A 17,102-nucleotide genomic window follows, 5' to 3' on the forward strand; every position below is an offset into this window, starting at 1 on the left:
CTGCTCAGCGTGTCGTCGTGACCGTCGCCTTCGTGGGCGGTGACGCGCGCCACGGCGCCACCACCAGCACCACGCCGGCCAGCACCAGCAGCGCGCCGGCGACGCGCATCGCATCCACCGGTTTCGGTGCCTGCAACACGCCGAACTGGTCCAGCAGCAAGGACGCGGTGACCTGGCCGAGCACGGTCAGGCAGACCATGCCGGCCGCGCCGATGCGCGGGATCAGCAGGGTGAAGCAGGCCACGTAGATCGCGCCGAACACGCCGCCGGCCCAGATCCATGCGGGCAGTTTCAGGCTGCCCTGCAATGCGATCGGCGTGCGGGTGGCCAGCAGGTACAGGCCCAGCATGACCGTGCCGACCAGGAACGAGACGAAGGCGGCGACCACCGGGCCGCCGATGTGGGTGCCGAGGCGGGCGTTGACCAGGCCCTGCAGCGGCAGGATCGCGCCGATCAGCACCGCGACCAGCAAGGCGCCGAGCATGTTCATGCGCCGCGATGGACCTGGAAGCCGGCGAACGACTGCGAGGTCGGCATCAGTTCGATGCGGTTGATGTTGAGGTGCGGCGGCAGGGTGGCGACCCAGAAGATGGTGTCGGCGATGTCGCCGGCGGTCATCGGGTTGGCGCCGCCGTAGAGCGCATCCGACGCGGCCTGGTCGCCATGGGTGCGGACCACGGTGAACTCGGTTTCGGCCATGCCCGGCTCGATGGTGGTGACGCGCACGCCGGTGCCGTGCAGGTCGCTGCGCAGGCCCAGCGAGAACTGGCTGACGAAGGCCTTGGTGCCGCCGTAGGCATTGCCGCCGGTGTAGGGATAGGTGGCGGCGGTGGAGCTGATGTTGATGATCGCGCCCTTGCGCGCGATGAGCGTGGGCAGCAGCGCGTGGGTCAATGTCACCAGCGCGGTGACGTTGGTGTCGATCATGGTCTTCCAGTCGGACAGCTGCGCATCCTGCGCGGGCTTGGTGCCCTGCGCCAGGCCCGCGTTGTTGACCAGCAGGTCGATGCCGCGGAAGCGCTCCGGCAACGCGTCAAGCGCGGCGCGCATGGCGGCTTCGTCGCGGATGTCGAAGCAGGCGGGGTGCAGCGCGTCGCCGAGTTCGGCGCGCATGGCGTCGAGGCGGTCGGCGCGGCGGCCGGTGGCGATGACCTGCCAGCCGGCGTCGACGAATTTGCGCGCAGCGGCGCGGCCGAAACCGGCGGTGGCGCCGGTGATGAGGGCGGTGCGGGGGGCGTGGGTGTCCATGCCGGTATTTTAGCGGTCCGCGCGCGGTCGGCCGCTGTCGCCGCCCGGGTCAGGCGCCCGGCTTCGCCGGTGGCTTGCGCCGCGCGGCGGGTTTCTTCGGCTCTGGCGCGGCCGGCGCCGCGGCGGCTGGCTTGCGCCTGCGCCCGCTGCCCGCCTTGCCGGCGGTCTTGGTCTTGGTGGCGCGGTGCTTCTGCAGCATGTCTTCGGCCAGCAGCACGTCCTCGCTGAGCAACCCGGCGGCCTTGGCGATGGCGATCCGCGCTTGCGCCTTGTTCTCGTCGGGGTTGGCCAGCAGCAGCTCGCGGATCGCCTCGCGCAGCGCGGCCTCGGCATTGCGCTTGAGGGTGGCCTTCTCGCCACGCTGGAGCAGCGCCATCAGCGCATCCACGACGGGTTTGATCAGGGCGGCTTCGATCGGCATCCGGGGCATCCTCGCTGTCCGATGAGGATGCCACGGGGCCATCTCAGGGGGTGCGATGCTGCGCGAACAGCCCGCCGCGCTATCCGGAGACCGGCATCTCTGCCGACGGCACCCACGCCCGGGGGCGGTCTCCAACCACCGGAATGCCTCAGTTCGTCTTGACCGCCATCGCCGGCAGGCCGCCGCCGGCCAGCTTGGCCTTGGCCTCGGCCAGTTCGGAGGCGCTGCCGTAAGGTCCCATGCGGACGCGGTAGACGGTCTTGCCGTCGATCTGCGCCGACTCCACGCGGGCGTTCAGGCCCAGCAGGGCGATCTTGGCCTTCGTCGCCTCGGCGTCGCCGGACGCCCCGAAAGCGCCGGCTTGCAGCAGGTAGCGGGTGCTGCCGCCGTCCGCGGCCGCCTTCGGTGCGGTGGCTGCAGCGGTCGGTGCGGGTGGCGTGGCGGTGGCCGTCGCGGTGTCGCCCAGCGGGGCCGGCAGCGCAGCGGCGCTCGCGGCGTTCGCCGGTTCGGCCGGCGTCGCGGCGGCCCGGGCTTGCGCCTCGGCTTCGGCCTTGGCGCTGGCGGCCAGCTCGGCGTCGCTCACCGCCACCTCCTGGCCGGGCAGCAGGGTGTAGAAGTCGTACTGGGTCGGCTTCGGCTTGTCCGCGTCCGGCTTGGCCTCGCCGGCCGGTGCGGTATCGGGCGCGATCGCCTCGCCCTCGTCGCTGACCGCGGCGGGCAGCGCGTCGGGATTGGGCTTGGGCCGGAAGAAGCCGTCGCCGCCGTCTGACTTCAGGTAGCGCGGCACCAGCAGCACCGCCAGCAGGGTCAACAGGATGCCGATGACCAGCCAGGCCCAGCCCGGCAGGCCGTTGGACGCATTCCGCCTGGCCTGCGATTTTCCGCGTCGCGCCGCCATCACATGCTCTCCGGGGCGGAGACGCCCAGCAGGTCCAGGCCGTTGGCCAGCACCTGGCGGGTGGCCAGGGCCAGCGCCAGGCGCGCGTTGCGCAGGGCGGCATCTTCGACCAGCACCGGGCTGGCGTGGTACCAGCCGTGGAAGGCGTTGGCCAGCTCGCGCAGGTATTGCGCGACCAGGTGCGGCTCCAGCGTGGCGCCGGCGGCTTCCACCACCTCGGGGAAGCGCGACAGCTCGCGCATCAGGTCCTGCGCCGGGGCGTCCTCCAGCACGGACAGCGACGCCTGCCCGTGGGCGGCGTCGAACCCATAGCCCTTCTCGCCGGCCTGGCGCAGCAGGCTGCAGATGCGGGCGTGTGCGTACTGCACGTAGTAGACCGGGTTGTCGTTGGACTGCGAGCGGGCCAGGTCGATGTCGAACGTGAGCTGCGAATCCGGCTTGCGCGCGACCAGGAACCAGCGGGTGGCGTCACGGCCGGCCTCGTCGATCAGGTCGCGCAGGGTGAGGTACGAGCCGGCGCGCTTGGACAGCTTCACCTCCTCGCCGCCGCGCATCACCGTGACCATCTGGTGCAGCACGTAGTCCGGATAGCCGGCGGGGATGCCGCAGTCCAGCGCTTGCAGGCCGGCGCGCACCCGTGCCAGCGAGCCGTGGTGGTCGGCGCCCAGCTCGGTGACCGCGCGCTGGTAGCCGCGCTGCCACTTCGACAGGTGGTAGGCGACGTCCGGCACGAAGTAGGTGTAGGTGCCGTCGGACTTGCGCATCACCCGGTCCTTGTCGTCGCCGAAGGTGGTGGTGCGCAGCCACAGCGCGCCGCCTTCCTCGTAGGTATGACCGTTGGCGATGAGCTCACGCACGGTTTCCTCCACCTTGCCGTCGGTGTACAGCGAGGACTCCAGGAAGTAACGGTCGAAGCTCACGCCGAACGCCTGCAGGTCGGCGTTCTGCTCGCGGCGCAGGTAGGCGACGGCGAACTTGCGGATGGCGTCGAGGTCGTCGGCGTCGTCCTTGCCGGTCACCACGTGGCCCTCGACCTCCACGCTGTCGCCGCGCAGGTAGGCGGCGGCGACATCGGCGATGTAGTCGCCGTTGTAGGCGTCGGCGGGCCAATCGGCGTCGCCCGGCTTCAAGCCCTTGGCGCGGGCCTGGGTGGAGATCGCCAGGTTGTTGATCTGCACGCCGGCGTCGTTGTAGTAGAACTCGCGCTTCACGTCCCAGCCGTTGGCGGCCATCACCCGGGCGATGCAGTCGCCGATCACGCCGGCGCGGCCGTGGCCCACGTGCAGCGGGCCGGTCGGGTTGGCGGACACGTACTCCACGCCCACCGTCCTGCCGCCGCCGCTGGCGTTGCGGCCGAAAGCGGCGCCGCTGGCGTGGATGTCGCGCACCTGCTGCTGCCACGCCGCGGGGGTGAGGTGGAAGTTGATGAAGCCGGGGCCGGCGATCTCGACCTTGGCGATCGCGTCCGAGGCCGGCAGCGCGTCGACCAACTGCTGCGCCAGCGCCCGCGGGTTGCTGCGCGCGGCCTTGGCCAGCAGCATCGCCGCGTTGGTGGAGAAGTCGCCGTGCGCGCGCTCCTTGGGACGCTCGATCACGAACTCGGGCGAGGCAAGGTCGGCGGGCAGGATGCCTGCGCTGCGCAGGGCGGACAGGCCCTGTTCGATCAGTGCGCGGAGCTGGGTTTTCACGTGCGGGAATGCTGCGGTTGAAACGACCGGCCATTGTACGCGAGGCCGGCATCACACCAGCCCGCGCTGGGCCATCGAGGTAGGTGGGCCGTCGCCGATCACGAAGTGGTCCAGCAGGCGCACGTCCACCAGCGCCAGCGCCTGCTTGATGCGCGCGGTCACCGCGCGGTCGGCGGCGCTGGGCTCGGGGCTGCCGCTGGGGTGGTTGTGGCCGATGATCGCCGCCGCCGCCCCGTGCGCCAGCGCGCGCTGCACCAGCACGCGCGGGTGCACCTCGGCGCCGTCGATGCCGCCGCGGAACAGCTCCTCGAAGCCCAGCGCGCGGTGGCGGGTGTCCAGATACAGCACCGCGAACACCTCGTGCGGCTGGCCGCGCAGGCGCTGGGCGAAGTAGCGGCCCGCGCAGGCCGGGTCGCCCAGCGCTTCGCCGCGTTCCAGCTGGGCGGCGAGATGGCGCTGGCCCAGCTCCAGCGCCGCCGCCAGCAGGCAGGCGCGGGCCGGGCCGATGCCGCGCAGGCGGGTGAGCGCCTTGGCATCCCGATCCAGCAGCCGGCGCAATCCGCCCTGGCCGGCGAGCAGGGCCCGTGCGCTGGCGACGGCGTCGCTGCCGGCGATGCCGGAGCCCAGGAACAGCGCCAGCAGTTCGGCATCGGACAGGCTGCCGGGGCCGCGCGCCAGCAGCTTCTCGCGGGGGCGTTCGGTTTCGGGCCAGTCGCGGATATGCATGGGTCCAGCGTGCGCCAGCCGGCGCCGGGGGGCGAAGGAAGCAGCCCTGGCATCGGGTAAGCTGCTGCTTCTTCTAGTGGTCAGGGAATGGCCCGATGCAGGCTACGTTTTCCCCCGCCGGCGGCAACCGCGTGCTGTTGTGCGTTTGCGGTGGCATTGCCGCGTACAAATCCGCCGAGTTGGTGCGGCGGCTGCGCGATGCCGGCGCCGAGGTGCAGGTGGCGATGACCGACAGCGCGCAGCGCTTCGTCGGCGCGCAGACCTTTCAGGCGCTCTCGCACCGACCGGTGCGCACCTCCCTGTGGGATGCCGAGGCCGAAGCCGCGATGGGGCACCTGGAGTTGGCCGGCTGGGCGCAGCGGGTGGTGGTGGCGCCGGCCACCGCCAACACGCTGGCGAAGCTGGCCCACGGCCTGGCCGATGATCTGGTGTCCACCCTGTGCCTGGCGACCGAAGCGCCACTGCTGGTGGCGCCGGCAATGAACCACCGCATGTGGCGGCATCCCGCTACCCAGGCCAACGTCGCCACGCTGCTGGCGCGCGGCGTGCGCATGGTCGGACCCAACGACGGCCCGCTGGCCGAGGGCGAATCCGGCCCCGGGCGGATGGCCGAGCCCGACGAGATCGTGGCCGCGCTGGCGGTGGGCGCATGAGCGCGTTGCCGGCGGGGCTGCGCCTCGTGGTCAGCGCTGGCCCGACGTTCGAGGACATCGACCCGGTGCGTTTCCTCGGCAACCGCAGCAGCGGCAAGATGGGCTTCGCCATCGCCGCCGAGGCGGCACGGCGGGGCGCCGAGGTGGTGCTGGTGGCGGGGCCCGTGCAGCTGCCGACGCCGCCGGGCATCGCCCGCGTGGACGTGCGCAGCGCGGCGCAGATGTTCGATGCGGTGATGGCCGCGCTGCCGTGCGATGCCTACATCGGTGCGGCGGCGGTGGCGGACTTCACTCCGCGCGCGATCGCCGCCAGCAAGCTGAAGAAGCAGCCGGGCCAGGACACCCTGCTGCTGGAGCTGGTCAAGACCCGCGATGTGCTGGCCGAGGTGGCCGCGCACGCACGGCGGCCGCGGCTGGTGGTGGGCTTCGCCGCGGAAACCGACGACGTGGCCTGCTACGCGCGCGACAAACTGCAGCGCAAGCGGCTGGACATGATCTGCGCCAACCGGGTGGGGCTGGCGGGCAGCGGCTTCGAGAGCGACGACAACGCGCTGCTGGTCATCGACGCCCACGGCGAGCGTGCGCTCGGGCCCGCGTCCAAGGCCGAGTTGGCGGCGGTGCTGCTGGATATCATAGGAGAACGCCTGCAGGCCGGGGGGACCGCATGAGCCAACGCACGCTGCAGGTGAAAGTGCTGGATCCGCGCATCGGCGGCGAATGGCCGCTGCCCGATTACGCCACCGCGCACAGCGCCGGGCTGGACCTGCGCGCCGCGCTGGACGCGCCGTTGGCGCTGGCGCCCGGGCAGGCGGTGCTGGTGCCGTCGGGCCTGGCCATCCACATCGGCGATCCGGGGCTGTGCGCGATGATCCTGCCGCGCTCGGGGCTGGGCCACAAGCACGGCATCGTGCTGGGCAACGGCACCGGCCTGATCGACGCCGATTACCAGGGGCCGCTGATGGTCAGCCTGTGGAACCGCAGCCCCACCGCCTTCACCGTCGCGCCGGGCGACCGCATCGCCCAGCTGGTGCTGATGCCGGTCGTGCGCGCGGGATTGCAGGTGGTGGATACTTTCGAGGAGAGCGCGCGTGGGCAGGGCGGCTTCGGCCACACCGGCGTGCGTTGACGGGGGAACGCGATGGCATTGTTCGGATTGGGCGGGAAGAAGGGCGCGGCCGACGCGGGCGCGGACGGCGGCAACAAGCTGGCGTACGACCCGCTGCAGGCGGCGCGCGCGCTGCCGTGGCTGGTCGCGCTGCTGGGTGCGTTGGGACTCTGGTGCCTGATCGCCGGCGGCCTGCGGCTGCGCGACGACAGCCGCCAGCAAGTGCTCGAGTTCGCGCGCGACGACGTGGTGGTGGCGGTGCGGCGCACCCTCAACGAACACCGGCAGAAGCTCAGTGCGCGGCTGGCGTCGAAGGCGTTCACCACGGCGCTGGCCGCTGGCGATGCCACCGCTGCGGCCGCGGCCCTGAAGCAGGGGTGGAGTGAGCTCCGCCGCGCCGAGCTGTGGCCCGCGGACCTGGACGCGCGCTACCAGCAGCTCCCGCGCAGCGGGTTCGGCAGCCTGGCGGCGGCGGAGGATGCGTTGATCCGCAATGGCATGGCGGTGCGGATCGTGCATGCCGCCGATGGCGCAAGGGTCGGGCTGGCGGTGCCGGTCCGCGGCGCCACGGCGATGGTGGCGTACGTGGAGCTGCCGGTGACGCGCCTGGAAAGCGCCGTCGAGAGCCCGGCGCTGCCGGGCGGCACCTATCTCGCGCTGCGCCAGGGGCAGCGCAGCGTGATCCAGCGCGGGGAGATCGAGCTGGGCGAGTCCGCCGAGGCGCTGGGCGCCAAGGTGCCCGACAGCGAACTGCGCGTTGCCGCTGCGGTGCCGGATGCCGCGGCCACCCCGTTCGCGCTGGATGGGCTGGTGTCGCTGGTCCTGGGCGTCGTGCTGCTGGTGCTTTGCGGCGCGCTGTGGTTCGTGCTGCGCCCGCGCCTGCTGGCGGCCGGCGGCGTCGGCGAGGTCGAGGCCGGGCCCACCCTGTCCGACCTGCAGCAGACCCTGCCGCCGGTGGAGCCGGTGGCGCGGGTCAAGTCGCGCGAGCAGGACGCCGTCAAGCCGGCGGCCAGGGTGCCGGTGGTGATCGACCACCGCATCTTCCGCGCCTATGACATCCGCGGCGTGGTCGGCCAGTCGCTGGACGCCGGCGTGGCCGAGCTGATCGGGCAGGCGATCGGCTCGGTGATGGCCGAACAGGGCCTGGATGCGATCGTGGTCGGCCGCGACGGGCGTCTGTCCGGGCCGGAACTTGCGCATGGCCTCATCGAGGGCCTGCGCAAGGCCGGCCGCCACGTCATCGATATCGGCATGGCGCCCACCCCAGTGGTGTATTTCGGCGGCTACCACCTGCGCACCGGCTGCGGGGTGGCGATCACCGGCAGCCACAACCCGCCCGATTACAACGGCTTCAAGATCGTCGTCGGCGGGGAAACCCTGTCCGGCGATGCGATCCGGGACCTGCACGCGCGGATCGCCGAGGACCGCCTGCTGACCGCGGATACGCCCGGCAACCTGGAAGAGCGGGACATCGGCGAGGACTACGTCCAGCGCATTGCCGGCGACATCCAGATCGGCCAGCGCCTGAAGGTGGTGGTGGATGCCGGCAACGGCGTGGCCGGCGTGCTGGGCCCGCGCGTGCTGGAGGCCATCGGCGCCGACGTCACCCCGCTGTTCTGCGACATCGACGGCACTTTCCCAAACCACCATCCCGATCCCAGCGAGCCGCACAACCTCGAGGCGCTGGTGCAGATGGTGCAGCGGCTCGACGCCGACCTCGGCATCGCCTTCGATGGCGATGGCGACCGCCTGGGCGTGGTCACCAAGGCGGGCAAGAACATCTTCCCCGACCGCCTGCTGATGCTGTTCGCCGCTGACGTGCTGGAGCGCAACCCCGGCGCGGTGATCGTCTACGACGTCAAGTGCACAGGGCGGCTGCCGGTGCAGATCCTGCGCCACGGCGGCAGCCCGCTGATGTGGAAGACCGGGCATTCGCTGATCAAGTCGAAGATGCGCGAGGTGGACGCGGCGCTGGCCGGCGAGATGAGCGGCCACTTCTTCTTCGCCGAGCGCTGGTTCGGCTTCGACGACGGCATCTACGCCGCGGCGCGGCTGCTGGAGATCCTGGACGCGCGCGAGGAATCCCCCGACGCGGTGTTCGATGCGCTGCCGGACGGCGTGTCCACGGCCGAGATCAAGGTCGAGGCGCCGGAGGGCGACCCGCATGCGTTCGTGGAGCGTTTCCGCATGGCCGCCACCTTCGAAGGCGCGCGCCAGACCACCCTGGACGGCGTGCGGGTGGACTGGGCGGACGGCTGGGGCCTGGTGCGTGCGTCCAACACCACGCCGGTGCTGGTGATGCGTTTCGACGCCGACAGCAGCGCGGCGATGGCGCGCATCCAGCAGGCGTTCCGCGACAACCTGCTGCGGCTGGAGCCGGACCTGCAGCTGCCGTTCTGAGCCGAGCGGCCGCTTGGACCATCGGCGCGAAGCCGACGGAACGCCCGGCCGGCGTCAGTTCGACGCCGGCGTGGGCGCCGCCTCGCCCGCCGGGGCGGGTGGCGCGTCGGCGGTATCGACGCCGCGCATCTTGCGATAGCGCTGCAGGGAATCGGCCAGCTCCCGGTCCAGCTCGGTACGGTCGGCCTCCTGCGCCTGCAGGATCTGGCGCTGGCGGAGCAGCTCGGCGTGCTGGTGGCGGATCGAATCGGTCAGCTTGCGTGGCACCGGGCTTTCGGCAAGCTCCAGATCGCCGGCCTGGCGCAGCAGCGAGAGCAGGCTCAGGCGCAGGTTGGCCAAGCCCAGCCGGCTGGCCTTGAGGGTTTCGTCCAGCAGCGCGGTGCGCTCGCCGTAGGCGCGGCGCAGGTCGTCCTCGGTCATGTAGGACTCGACCATGGCCAGGTCACGGCGCTTCTGCATCGCTTCTGCCTCGGCCTGCCGGCGCGCCACCTCGGCGGCCTGCTGGGCGGCGCTGCGCTCTTCGTCGGTCAGCGCCCGGCCCACCTGGCCGGTGGCCATGCCGCTCTTGGCGCTGATCTCGGTGCGCGCGCGGTCCACCGCCGAGGCGGGCAGCGCGTCGCCGCAAACCCGGCGGCCACCCTCGTCCCAGCAGTAGATCTTCTTCTGCGCCGGCGGCGCGGTTTGCGCCGCGGCGCTGCCGGCGCCGGCCAGCGCGACCGCGATCGCGGCGATTAAGTGGAACTGGTGCGGCATTGACGGCCCCCCGTGGCTGCCGGTCAGCGTATCAGACGACTCCGTAGCGCGCGCGATAGGCGAGCAGCGCCTCGCGATGGGCGGCCAGCGCCGCGCTCTCGCCCGCGAAGGCAAGCAGGTCGGACAGGCCGGCCACCGCCACCACCGGGATGGCGTGCTCGGCTGCCACCGCCTGCCCGGCGGACTCGGCGGCATCCTCGCGCACCCGTTCCTGGCGGTCCAGCGCGATGATGATGCCGGCCGGCGTGCCGCCGGCCTCGCGGATGATCGCCAGCGCCTCACGGATGGCGGTGCCGGCGGTGATCACGTCGTCCACGATCAGCACCCTGCGGCCGGCCAGCGTTGCGCCGATCAGGCTGCCGCCTTCGCCATGCGCCTTGGCTTCCTTGCGGTTGAACGCCAGCGGCAGGTCGCGCCCGCGGCGGGCGTATTCGCAGGCCAGCGCGGTGGCCAGCGGTATGCCCTTGTAGGCGGGCCCGAACAGCAGGTCGAAGTCCAGCCCCGCCGCGTCCGTCGCATCGGCGTAGCACTGCGCCAGCCCGGCCAGCGCGGCGCCGGAGTCGAACCGCCCGGCGTTGAAGAAGTACGGGCTGCTGCGGCCGGACTTGAGGGTGAACTGGCCGAAGCGCAGCGCATCGGCGCGCAGCGCAAGCTGCAGGAAGCGGTGGCGGTGGTCGGGCACGGCGGGTCGATCGGAGTGGGGTTCGGGAGGAAAGCGTACCGCATGCGCCCGAACCTCCGGGCCCGGGCAGGTATCCTTGCGTGCCGCCGGCGCACTGCGCGCGCGGCTGCCGACACCCCGGCTTCGAGGCCCACGACCCCATCCATGCGCATCCTCACCTTCAATGCCAACGGCCTGCGTTCGGCCGCCTCCAAGGGTTTCTTCGACTGGTTCGCCGCGCGTGACGTCGACGTGCTCTGCCTGCAGGAAACCAAGGCGCAGGAACACCAGCTGGCCGATGCCGCGTTCCGGCCCGATGGCTACCGGGCGTGGTTCAAGGATGCGCAGAAGAAGGGCTACAGCGGGGTCGCCATCTACAGCCGGCGCGAGCCCGACGAGGTGCGCACCGCGCTGGGCTGGGCGCCGTTCGACGACGAGGGCCGCTACATCGAGGCACGCTTCGGCAATCTGTCGGTGGTCAGTTTCTACATCCCCTCGGGCAGTTCCGGCGAACTCCGGCAAGGCTTCAAGGAGGAGGTGATGGCCTGGCTGAAGCCGATCATGGACGGCTGGCTGGCCAGCGGCCGCGAGTACGTGCTGTGCGGCGACTGGAACATCGTCCGCGCGCGCAACGACATCAAGAACTGGACCGGCAACCAGAAGAATTCCGGATGCCTGCCGCACGAGCGCGCCTGGCTCAGCGGGCTGATCGCCGACGATTGCCACGACGGCCTGATCACGCCGCCCGCGCGCGGCTGGAAGGACGCCTTCCGGGTGGTCAAGCCCGATGCGGTCGAGTATTCGTGGTGGTCGCAGCGCGGCAGCGCGCGCGCCAACAACGTGGGGTGGCGCATCGACTACCAGATCGCCACCCCCGGCATCGCCGCCACCGCCCGCGCCGCCGAGATCTTCCCCGAGCCGAAGTTCTCCGACCACGCGCCGGTGCTGGTCGACTACGGCGCGTAGTCGCTCGGCGCGATCACCCACCCGCAACGTCGTCGCGCCGGCAGGCGCCGTCACAGGAACCCCGATGTCCGGAAGCGCCGCCTCTCCCAAGAAAACCACTCGCGACGTCCTGCGCGCGCTGCGCCGGCCGAAGGTGCTGGCGATGCTGCTGCTGGGCTTCTCCTCCGGCCTGCCGCTGTACCTGGTCGGCAACACCATGGGCTACTGGATGCGCGAGAACGGCAGCGAACTGTCGGCGATCGGCTTCCTGTCGTGGGTGGGCCTGGCCTACACGCTGAAGTTCCTGTGGGCGCCGGTGATCGACAAGACCAGCGTGCCGCTGCTGGGCCGGCTTGGCCACCGCCGCGGCTGGATGGTGCTGTCGCAGGTCGTGGTGGCGCTGGGCCTGGCCGGGATGGCGATGGTGCAGCCCCAAGGTGGCCAGTTCCACCTGGCCGGCTTCGCCATCGAGCACCTGCTGGTGTTCGGCGCGCTGGCGCTGGCCGCGGCGTTCGCCTCGGCCACCCAGGACATCGTGATCGATGCCTGGCGCATCGAGATCGCCGACGACGCCGAAGAGCTGGGCCTGCTCACCTCCGGCACCCAGTTCGGCTACCGCACCGCGCTGCTGGTGACAGACGCGCTGATCCTGATCCTGGCCACCTACGCCGGCTGGGCGCTGTCGTATTGGGCGATGGCGGCGCTGATGGGCGTGGGCCTGTGCGCGGCGTTGTTCCTGGCGCGCGAGCCGTCCGCATCGCAGCGCCCGGAAGTGGCCGCGCACGCGCCGATGTGGACCGTCTCCGGGCTGTGGGACGCCATTGCCGGGCCGTTCATCGCGTTCTTCAAGACCCACGGCCAGTGGGCGCTGCTGATGCTGGCGGCAATCAGCCTGTACCGGTTGCCGGATTTCGTCATGGGCCCGATGAACAACCCGTTCTATGCGGACATCGGCATCAGCAAGGCATTCGTGGGCGAGGTGCGCGCGTCGATCGGGCTGGCCACCTCGCTGCTGGGCATCGCCGCCGCCGGCATCAGCGCGGTGCGCTTCGGCTTCGTGCCGACGCTGCTGGCCGGCGCCATCCTGGGCCCAGGCTCGAACGCGGCGTTCACCTGGGTGGCCTATGCCGGCGGCGACCATGCGGTGTTCGTGGCGGCGATGGCGATCGACGGTTTTTCCACCGGCTTCGCCGGCACCGCGCTGGTGGCCTACATGTCCAGCCTCACCAGCATCGGCTACACCGCCACCCAGTACGCGCTGCTCAGCTCCTTCTACGCGCTGCTGGGCAAACTGCTGAAAGGCTTCTCCGGGGTTGCGGTGGAGCAGCTCGCGGTGGGCCGCACGCTGCTGGACGGCTACGCGCTGTTCTTCCTCGGCACCGCGCTGGCCGGGTTGCCGGCGCTGCTGCTGTGCCTGTGGCTGTCGCGGCGGATGCGCATCGCCGGCCCCGCCGCTCAGGCAGGGTAGAGCGCGCCCAGCACGCGTGGCCCCGCCGCGCCAGTGACGGCGGGCAGGTTGCCGGGCCGGCCGGCCAGATGCTCGCGCGCCAGCCAGGCGAAGGCCATGGCCTCGACGAAATCGGGGTCCAACCCGTGACCGGCGCTGGATTCGATCACCGCTTCCGGCATCGCTTCGGCCAGCGCGGCCATCAGCATCGGGTTGTGCACGCCGCCGCCGCAGGCGATGACGCGGCGCGTGCCCGGCTGGATGGCATGCAGCGCCGCCGCCACGCTGTGCGCAGTCAGCGCCAGCAGCGTGGCCTGCACGTCGGCAGGCGCTTCGGTGCCGGTCAAGGCGGCCTCCACCCAATCGAGGTGGAAGCGGTCGCGGCCGGTCGACTTGGGCGGCGGCGCGGCGAACCAGGGTTCGGCCAGCAGGCGCGCCAACAGTGGGCCATCGATGCGCCCCTGCGCGGCAAACCTGCCGCCGATGTCGCAGGGCGTGCCGACATGGCGCTGGCACCAGGCATCCATCAATCCATTGGCGGGGCCGGTATCGAAACCTCGCACTGTGCCCCGGGCCGGCAGCAGGGTGAGGTTGGCGATGCCGCCGAGGTTCAGCACCGCGCGGTCCTCCCCCGCGTCATGCAGGGTGGCGGCGTGGAAGGCCGGCACCAGCGGCGCCCCATGGCCGCCTGCGGCCACGTCGCGGCGGCGGAAGTCCGCCACCACCGGGATGCCGCAGCGCTCGGCGATCACGTGCGCATCGCCCAGCTGCAGGGTGAACGGCGCGTCGCCGTCGGGATGGTGGCGCAAGGTCTGCCCGTGCGAGCCGATCGCGGCGACATCGCGCGCCGTGAGTCCGGCCTCGAAGAGCGTCGCCAGCGCCGCTGCGGCAAAAGCCTGGCCGATGCGTACGTCCAGCTCGCCCACCTCGTCCAGGGTCAGCATCGCCGCCTGCTGGCCCAGGGCCAGCAGGCGTTCGCGCAATGCGGGTTGCCAGGCGTGGGTGCGAGCGTGCAGCAGGATGGGCGCTGCGTGCGCGTCGCCCTCGTCGAAGCGCACCAGCGCGGCATCGATGCCGTCGGCGCTGGTGCCCGACATCAGGCCGAGGAAAGTCCGGCCGCTGGGGAGTTCGTTCATGCGATGCAGTATCGCATCGCCACGCGCGGGCTCAGCCCTTCTTGCGTGCCGGCGTGGGCTTGGCGGCGCTGGCGACGCGGCTGCCGTCATCGAGCTGGAACACCACGTCCTCGACCTCGCGGATCTTCTCCAGCGCACGGTGGGTCTCGCTCCTGAAAGCGGCCAGTGCGCTGCCGGACAGGGGCGCCGGCGGCGGCAGGGTCATCTTAAGCGGGTTCATGTGCACGCCGTTGACCCGGAATTCGTAATGCAGGTGCGGGCCGGTGGACATGCCCGTGCTGCCGACGTAGCCGATCACCGTGCCCTGGGCCACGCGCTGGCCGGGGCGCAGCTTGGCGAAGCGCGACATGTGCCCGTATAGCGTGGTCTTGCCGCCGCCATGGTTGAGGATCACGGTGTTGCCGTAGCCGCCCTTGCGGCCGACGAACTCCACGCGCGCGTCGCCCGCGGCCTGGATCGGGGTGCCGGTCCCGGCGGCGTAGTCAACGCCCTTGTGCAGGCGGAAGCGGCCCAGCACCGGATGCCTGCGGCCGCCGAAGCCGGAGCTCAGACGCGCATACGGGATCGGCATGCGGATGAAGGGGCGGCGCAGCGAGCGGCCGTCCGGGGTGAAGTATTCCGGCTTGCCGTCGCGCATATAGCGGAACGCGCTCTTGAGCTTGCCGTCGACGGTGAACGTGGCAGCCAGCACCGGGCCGGTATTGACCAGTTGGCCGTTCTTCCAGGTCTGGTCGACCACCACGCTGAAGCGGTCGTCCTCGCCCAGATCCGAGTCGAAGTCGATGTCGTACTTGAACATCTCGTCGGTGAGCTGGTTGAGCTGTGCGCTCCCCAGGCCCAGCTTGCGCGCCGAGGCGAACAGCGATTTGCCCACTTCACCGGTCAATACCACCGTGCGGGTGGTGATCTCCACGGGCACCGCGCGCTCGCGCAGGGTGTCGCCGGCGAACTCCAGCTCGATGGGCGTATCGCCGATGCCCGGGCCCGCCTCCAGCCGCATGGCCCGCACGCTGCCGTCCGCCGGCAGGTTGAAGCTGAGCTCGGTGCCGGGCCGCAGCTTGCGCAGGGTCGGTTTGATCTTCGGGTGCTGCATCACCCGCGCCAGCTGGTCGTAGGGAATGCCCAGCTCCTCGAACACACCGCTCAGGGTCTGGCCCGGCTTGAGGGTGACCGACTGCCACTGGTCGTCGGTGCTCTTGGCGGCGCGCTTGTCCAGCTTGGGCAGCGACAGCGCCAGCGTCATCCGCTGCATCTGCATGTCGCCGGGATGCTCCAGCACGCTGGAGAAGCCGGGCACGATCGCCGCCAGCAGCACGCCCATGGTGGTGACGACGCTGGCATGCGCCCAATGGCGGCGCGTCCAGCGGCCGCCGTAGGGAAGACCAGGGGTGGAGACGGATCGGTCCGCGTTGACGCGGGCACGTTCGAGATTCTCGCGACGCACGGCGTCGTGATTCGAATCCGTCATATGATCGTCCCCTGCCTGTGTAGAAAGCGTCAACGCGCTACCATAGGCATGCTAGGAACCTGCGTCAACCCGTTGAATCTTCGAATGTTTTTCCAGCTCACGGTTTAACGCGCGGTTAACGTGGTCCGCCACAAACATGAATGCGGCGACAGGCTCGCCGCTGGAGAGAAGTGCCCGTGTCCCCACAGTCCCCTGCCGACCTGCAGCCCATCCTGGACCTGATTGCCCGCGGCAGCGATGAAATCCTCAAGCGCGAGGAGCTGGCGGCGCGGCTGGCCGCCTCGACGAACAGCGGCCGGCCGCTGCGGATCAAGGCCGGCTTCGATCCCACAGCGCCGGATCTGCACATCGGCCACACCGTCCTGCTCAACAAGATGCGCCAGTTCCAGGAGCTGGGCCATCAGGTCATCTTCCTGATCGGCGACTTCACCGGGATGATCGGCGACCCCACCGGCAAGAACGTCACCCGCAAGCCGCTGACCCGCGAGGATGTGCTGGCCAATGCCCAGACCTACGCGGACCAGGTGTTCAAGGTGCTGGATCGCGAGCGCACCGAAGTGCGCTTCAACAGCGAGTGGTTCGGCGCGATGGGCGCCGCCGACATGATCCGCCTGGCGGCCCAGCACACGGTGGCGCGCATGCTCGAGCGCGACGACTTCGCCAAGCGCTACGCCGCGCAGCAGCCGATCGCCATCCACGAATTCCTGTATCCGCTGGTGCAGGGCTACGACTCGGTGGCGCTCAAGGCCGACGTCGAGCTTGGCGGCACCGACCAGAAGTTCAACCTGCTGATGGGTCGCGGCTTGCAGGAGCACCACGGCCAGCCGCCGCAGATCGTGCTCACCATGCCGCTGCTCGAAGGTCTGGATGGCGTCAACAAGATGTCGAAGTCGCTGGGCAACTACATCGGCATCGCCGAGCCGGCCATCGACATCGTCACCAAGACCATGAAGATCGGCGACGCGCTGATGTGGAAGTGGATCGATCTGCTCAGCTTCGAGATCGGCATCGACGAGGCCGCGCGGCTGCGCGCCGAGGTCGAGGCCGGGCTCAATCCGCGCGACGTCAAGCTGCGCCTGGCGCGCGAGTTGGCGGCGCGCTTCCACGACGCGACCCAGGCCGAGCAGGCGATCGCCGGCTGGCACGCGGCGGTGCGTGGCGAAGGTGACCTCTCCGCGCTGCCGCTGCAGGAGGTGGCGGTGCCGGCCGAAGGGCTGCGCATCGCCGCGCTGCTGGTCGCGGCCGGCTTGATGCCCAGCAACTCGGAAGCCAGTCGCAAGCTCAAGGAGCGCGCGGTGCGCATCGACGGCGAGGTGTTCGAGGACGCGGCGCGCTTGTTCGCGCCCGGCTTCGAGGGCGTGCTGGCGGTGGGCAAGCGCAACTTTGCCCGCGTGCGGCTATTGCAGGCCGGCTGATCGCGGCGATTTGCCTGAATGCGCACGCGATAGCCGCATTCAGCCGAGGAAATCAAGACTTCCCAATCCCTTGAAAGGGGGTCAAGATGCGCGCCCTTGCCGCTGCGGGTGATTGCGGAGGCGGGGCAGGGAAGCGAG

The 17,102-nt window shown here is 71.0% G+C and carries 15 protein-coding genes and 1 pseudogene; 6 read left to right on the top strand and 10 right to left on the bottom strand.

Annotated features, from left to right (window positions below; all coding sequences use genetic code 11):
• Nucleotides 1-4: 4 nt before the first annotated feature.
• From SPK54_RS10765 to radC, 6 genes are all read right to left on the bottom strand, one after another.
• Nucleotides 5-490: a DMT family transporter gene (locus SPK54_RS10765; RefSeq protein ID WP_330947898.1), complete on the bottom strand. Its 486-nt coding sequence runs from the start codon at nucleotides 488-490 to the stop codon at nucleotides 5-7.
• Entirely contained in the window at nucleotides 487-1,248 is a 762-nt protein-coding gene (locus SPK54_RS10770; RefSeq protein WP_330947899.1) for an SDR family NAD(P)-dependent oxidoreductase, read from the bottom strand. Before SPK54_RS10770 ends, SPK54_RS10765 begins: the two co-directional genes overlap by 4 nt.
• Before the next feature lie 49 nt (nucleotides 1,249-1,297).
• Nucleotides 1,298-1,669 (bottom strand): hypothetical protein, encoded by a 372-nt coding sequence (locus SPK54_RS10775; RefSeq protein WP_330947900.1) that lies wholly within the window; start codon nucleotides 1,667-1,669, stop codon nucleotides 1,298-1,300.
• A gap of 148 nt (nucleotides 1,670-1,817) precedes the next feature.
• Nucleotides 1,818-2,567, bottom strand: a complete 750-nt coding sequence (locus SPK54_RS10780; RefSeq protein WP_330947901.1) for an SPOR domain-containing protein — start codon at nucleotides 2,565-2,567, stop codon at nucleotides 1,818-1,820.
• On the bottom strand, nucleotides 2,567-4,255 hold the full coding sequence (gene argS, locus SPK54_RS10785) for an arginine--tRNA ligase (protein ID WP_330947902.1): 1,689 nt from the start codon (nucleotides 4,253-4,255) through the stop codon (nucleotides 2,567-2,569). Before argS ends, SPK54_RS10780 begins: the two co-directional genes overlap by 1 nt.
• A gap of 51 nt (nucleotides 4,256-4,306) precedes the next feature.
• Nucleotides 4,307-4,981, bottom strand: coding sequence for a DNA repair protein RadC (gene radC, locus SPK54_RS10790; RefSeq protein WP_330947903.1), 675 nt, complete (start codon nucleotides 4,979-4,981; stop codon nucleotides 4,307-4,309).
• A gap of 95 nt (nucleotides 4,982-5,076) precedes the next feature.
• Between radC and coaBC the strand changes: the two are divergent.
• The 3 genes and pseudogenes from coaBC (at nucleotide 5,077) to SPK54_RS10805 (ending at nucleotide 9,139) form a co-directional block, all read left to right on the top strand.
• Nucleotides 5,077-6,302, top strand: a pseudogene (gene coaBC / locus SPK54_RS10795) (bifunctional phosphopantothenoylcysteine decarboxylase/phosphopantothenate--cysteine ligase CoaBC).
• Entirely contained in the window at nucleotides 6,299-6,760 is a 462-nt protein-coding gene (dut, locus tag SPK54_RS10800) for a dUTP diphosphatase (protein WP_330947904.1), read from the top strand. Before coaBC ends, dut begins: the two are co-directional and overlap by 4 nt.
• Before the next feature lie 12 nt (nucleotides 6,761-6,772).
• Nucleotides 6,773-9,139 (top strand): phosphomannomutase/phosphoglucomutase, encoded by a 2,367-nt coding sequence (locus tag SPK54_RS10805; protein ID WP_330947905.1) that lies wholly within the window; start codon nucleotides 6,773-6,775, stop codon nucleotides 9,137-9,139.
• Between the two features lie 54 nt (nucleotides 9,140-9,193).
• Here the strand turns inward: SPK54_RS10805 and SPK54_RS10810 are convergent, their stop codons facing one another.
• Both SPK54_RS10810 and pyrE read right to left on the bottom strand, forming a co-directional pair.
• Nucleotides 9,194-9,892, bottom strand: a complete 699-nt coding sequence (locus tag SPK54_RS10810; RefSeq protein WP_330947906.1) for a hypothetical protein — start codon at nucleotides 9,890-9,892, stop codon at nucleotides 9,194-9,196.
• A 31-nt stretch (nucleotides 9,893-9,923) separates the two neighbouring features.
• Nucleotides 9,924-10,574 carry an orotate phosphoribosyltransferase gene (pyrE, locus tag SPK54_RS10815; protein WP_330947907.1) on the bottom strand — a complete coding sequence of 217 codons (651 nt, stop codon included), beginning with the start codon at nucleotides 10,572-10,574 and terminating at the stop codon, nucleotides 9,924-9,926.
• 144 nt (nucleotides 10,575-10,718) lie between these two features.
• On the opposite strand from pyrE, the gene SPK54_RS10820 reads away from it, so the two are divergent.
• Nucleotides 10,719-11,519 carry an exodeoxyribonuclease III gene (locus tag SPK54_RS10820; protein WP_330947908.1) on the top strand — a complete coding sequence of 267 codons (801 nt, stop codon included), beginning with the start codon at nucleotides 10,719-10,721 and terminating at the stop codon, nucleotides 11,517-11,519.
• 64 nt (nucleotides 11,520-11,583) lie between these two features.
• Nucleotides 11,584-12,966: an MFS transporter gene (locus SPK54_RS10825; protein ID WP_330947909.1), complete on the top strand. Its 1,383-nt coding sequence runs from the start codon at nucleotides 11,584-11,586 to the stop codon at nucleotides 12,964-12,966.
• Here the strand turns inward: SPK54_RS10825 and SPK54_RS10830 are convergent.
• Nucleotides 12,954-14,081, bottom strand: a complete 1,128-nt coding sequence (locus SPK54_RS10830; RefSeq protein ID WP_330947910.1) for an anhydro-N-acetylmuramic acid kinase — start codon at nucleotides 14,079-14,081, stop codon at nucleotides 12,954-12,956. The two genes, SPK54_RS10825 and SPK54_RS10830, sit on opposite strands and share 13 nt — an antisense overlap.
• A 31-nt stretch (nucleotides 14,082-14,112) precedes the next feature.
• The gene (locus SPK54_RS10835) at nucleotides 14,113-15,549 is read right to left on the bottom strand and encodes a peptidoglycan DD-metalloendopeptidase family protein (protein WP_330947911.1); all 1,437 of its coding nucleotides are present in this window, start codon (nucleotides 15,547-15,549) and stop codon (nucleotides 14,113-14,115) included.
• 176 nt (nucleotides 15,550-15,725) lie between these two features.
• On the opposite strand from SPK54_RS10835, the gene tyrS reads away from it, so the two are divergent.
• Nucleotides 15,726-16,964, top strand: a complete 1,239-nt coding sequence (gene tyrS, locus SPK54_RS10840) for a tyrosine--tRNA ligase (RefSeq protein ID WP_330947913.1) — start codon at nucleotides 15,726-15,728, stop codon at nucleotides 16,962-16,964.
• Nucleotides 16,965-17,102: the final 138 nt, after the last annotated feature.

It is taken from the genome of Thermomonas sp. LB-4, assembly GCF_036409385.1.
In the GTDB taxonomy this organism is placed as follows: domain Bacteria; phylum Pseudomonadota; class Gammaproteobacteria; order Xanthomonadales; family Xanthomonadaceae; genus Thermomonas.

Bases quoted from the DNA above. Each gene is read 5' to 3' on its own strand.
- SPK54_RS10765 (WP_330947898.1), bottom strand. From the start codon at position 490: ATGAACATGCTCGGCGCCTTGCTGGTCGCGGTGCTGATCGGCGCGATC.
- SPK54_RS10770 (WP_330947899.1), bottom strand. From the start codon at position 1,248: ATGGACACCCACGCCCCCCGCACCGCCCTCATCACCGGCGCCACCGCC.
- SPK54_RS10775 (WP_330947900.1), bottom strand. From the start codon at position 1,669: ATGCCGATCGAAGCCGCCCTGATCAAACCCGTCGTGGATGCGCTGATG.
- SPK54_RS10780 (WP_330947901.1), bottom strand. From the start codon at position 2,567: ATGGCGGCGCGACGCGGAAAATCGCAGGCCAGGCGGAATGCGTCCAAC.
- radC (WP_330947903.1), bottom strand. From the start codon at position 4,981: ATGCATATCCGCGACTGGCCCGAAACCGAACGCCCCCGCGAGAAGCTG.
- dut (WP_330947904.1), top strand. From the start codon at position 6,299: ATGAGCCAACGCACGCTGCAGGTGAAAGTGCTGGATCCGCGCATCGGC.
- SPK54_RS10805 (WP_330947905.1), top strand. From the start codon at position 6,773: ATGGCATTGTTCGGATTGGGCGGGAAGAAGGGCGCGGCCGACGCGGGC.
- SPK54_RS10810 (WP_330947906.1), bottom strand. From the start codon at position 9,892: ATGCCGCACCAGTTCCACTTAATCGCCGCGATCGCGGTCGCGCTGGCC.
- SPK54_RS10820 (WP_330947908.1), top strand. From the start codon at position 10,719: ATGCGCATCCTCACCTTCAATGCCAACGGCCTGCGTTCGGCCGCCTCC.
- SPK54_RS10825 (WP_330947909.1), top strand. From the start codon at position 11,584: ATGTCCGGAAGCGCCGCCTCTCCCAAGAAAACCACTCGCGACGTCCTG.
- SPK54_RS10830 (WP_330947910.1), bottom strand. From the start codon at position 14,081: ATGAACGAACTCCCCAGCGGCCGGACTTTCCTCGGCCTGATGTCGGGC.
- SPK54_RS10835 (WP_330947911.1), bottom strand. From the start codon at position 15,549: ATGACGGATTCGAATCACGACGCCGTGCGTCGCGAGAATCTCGAACGT.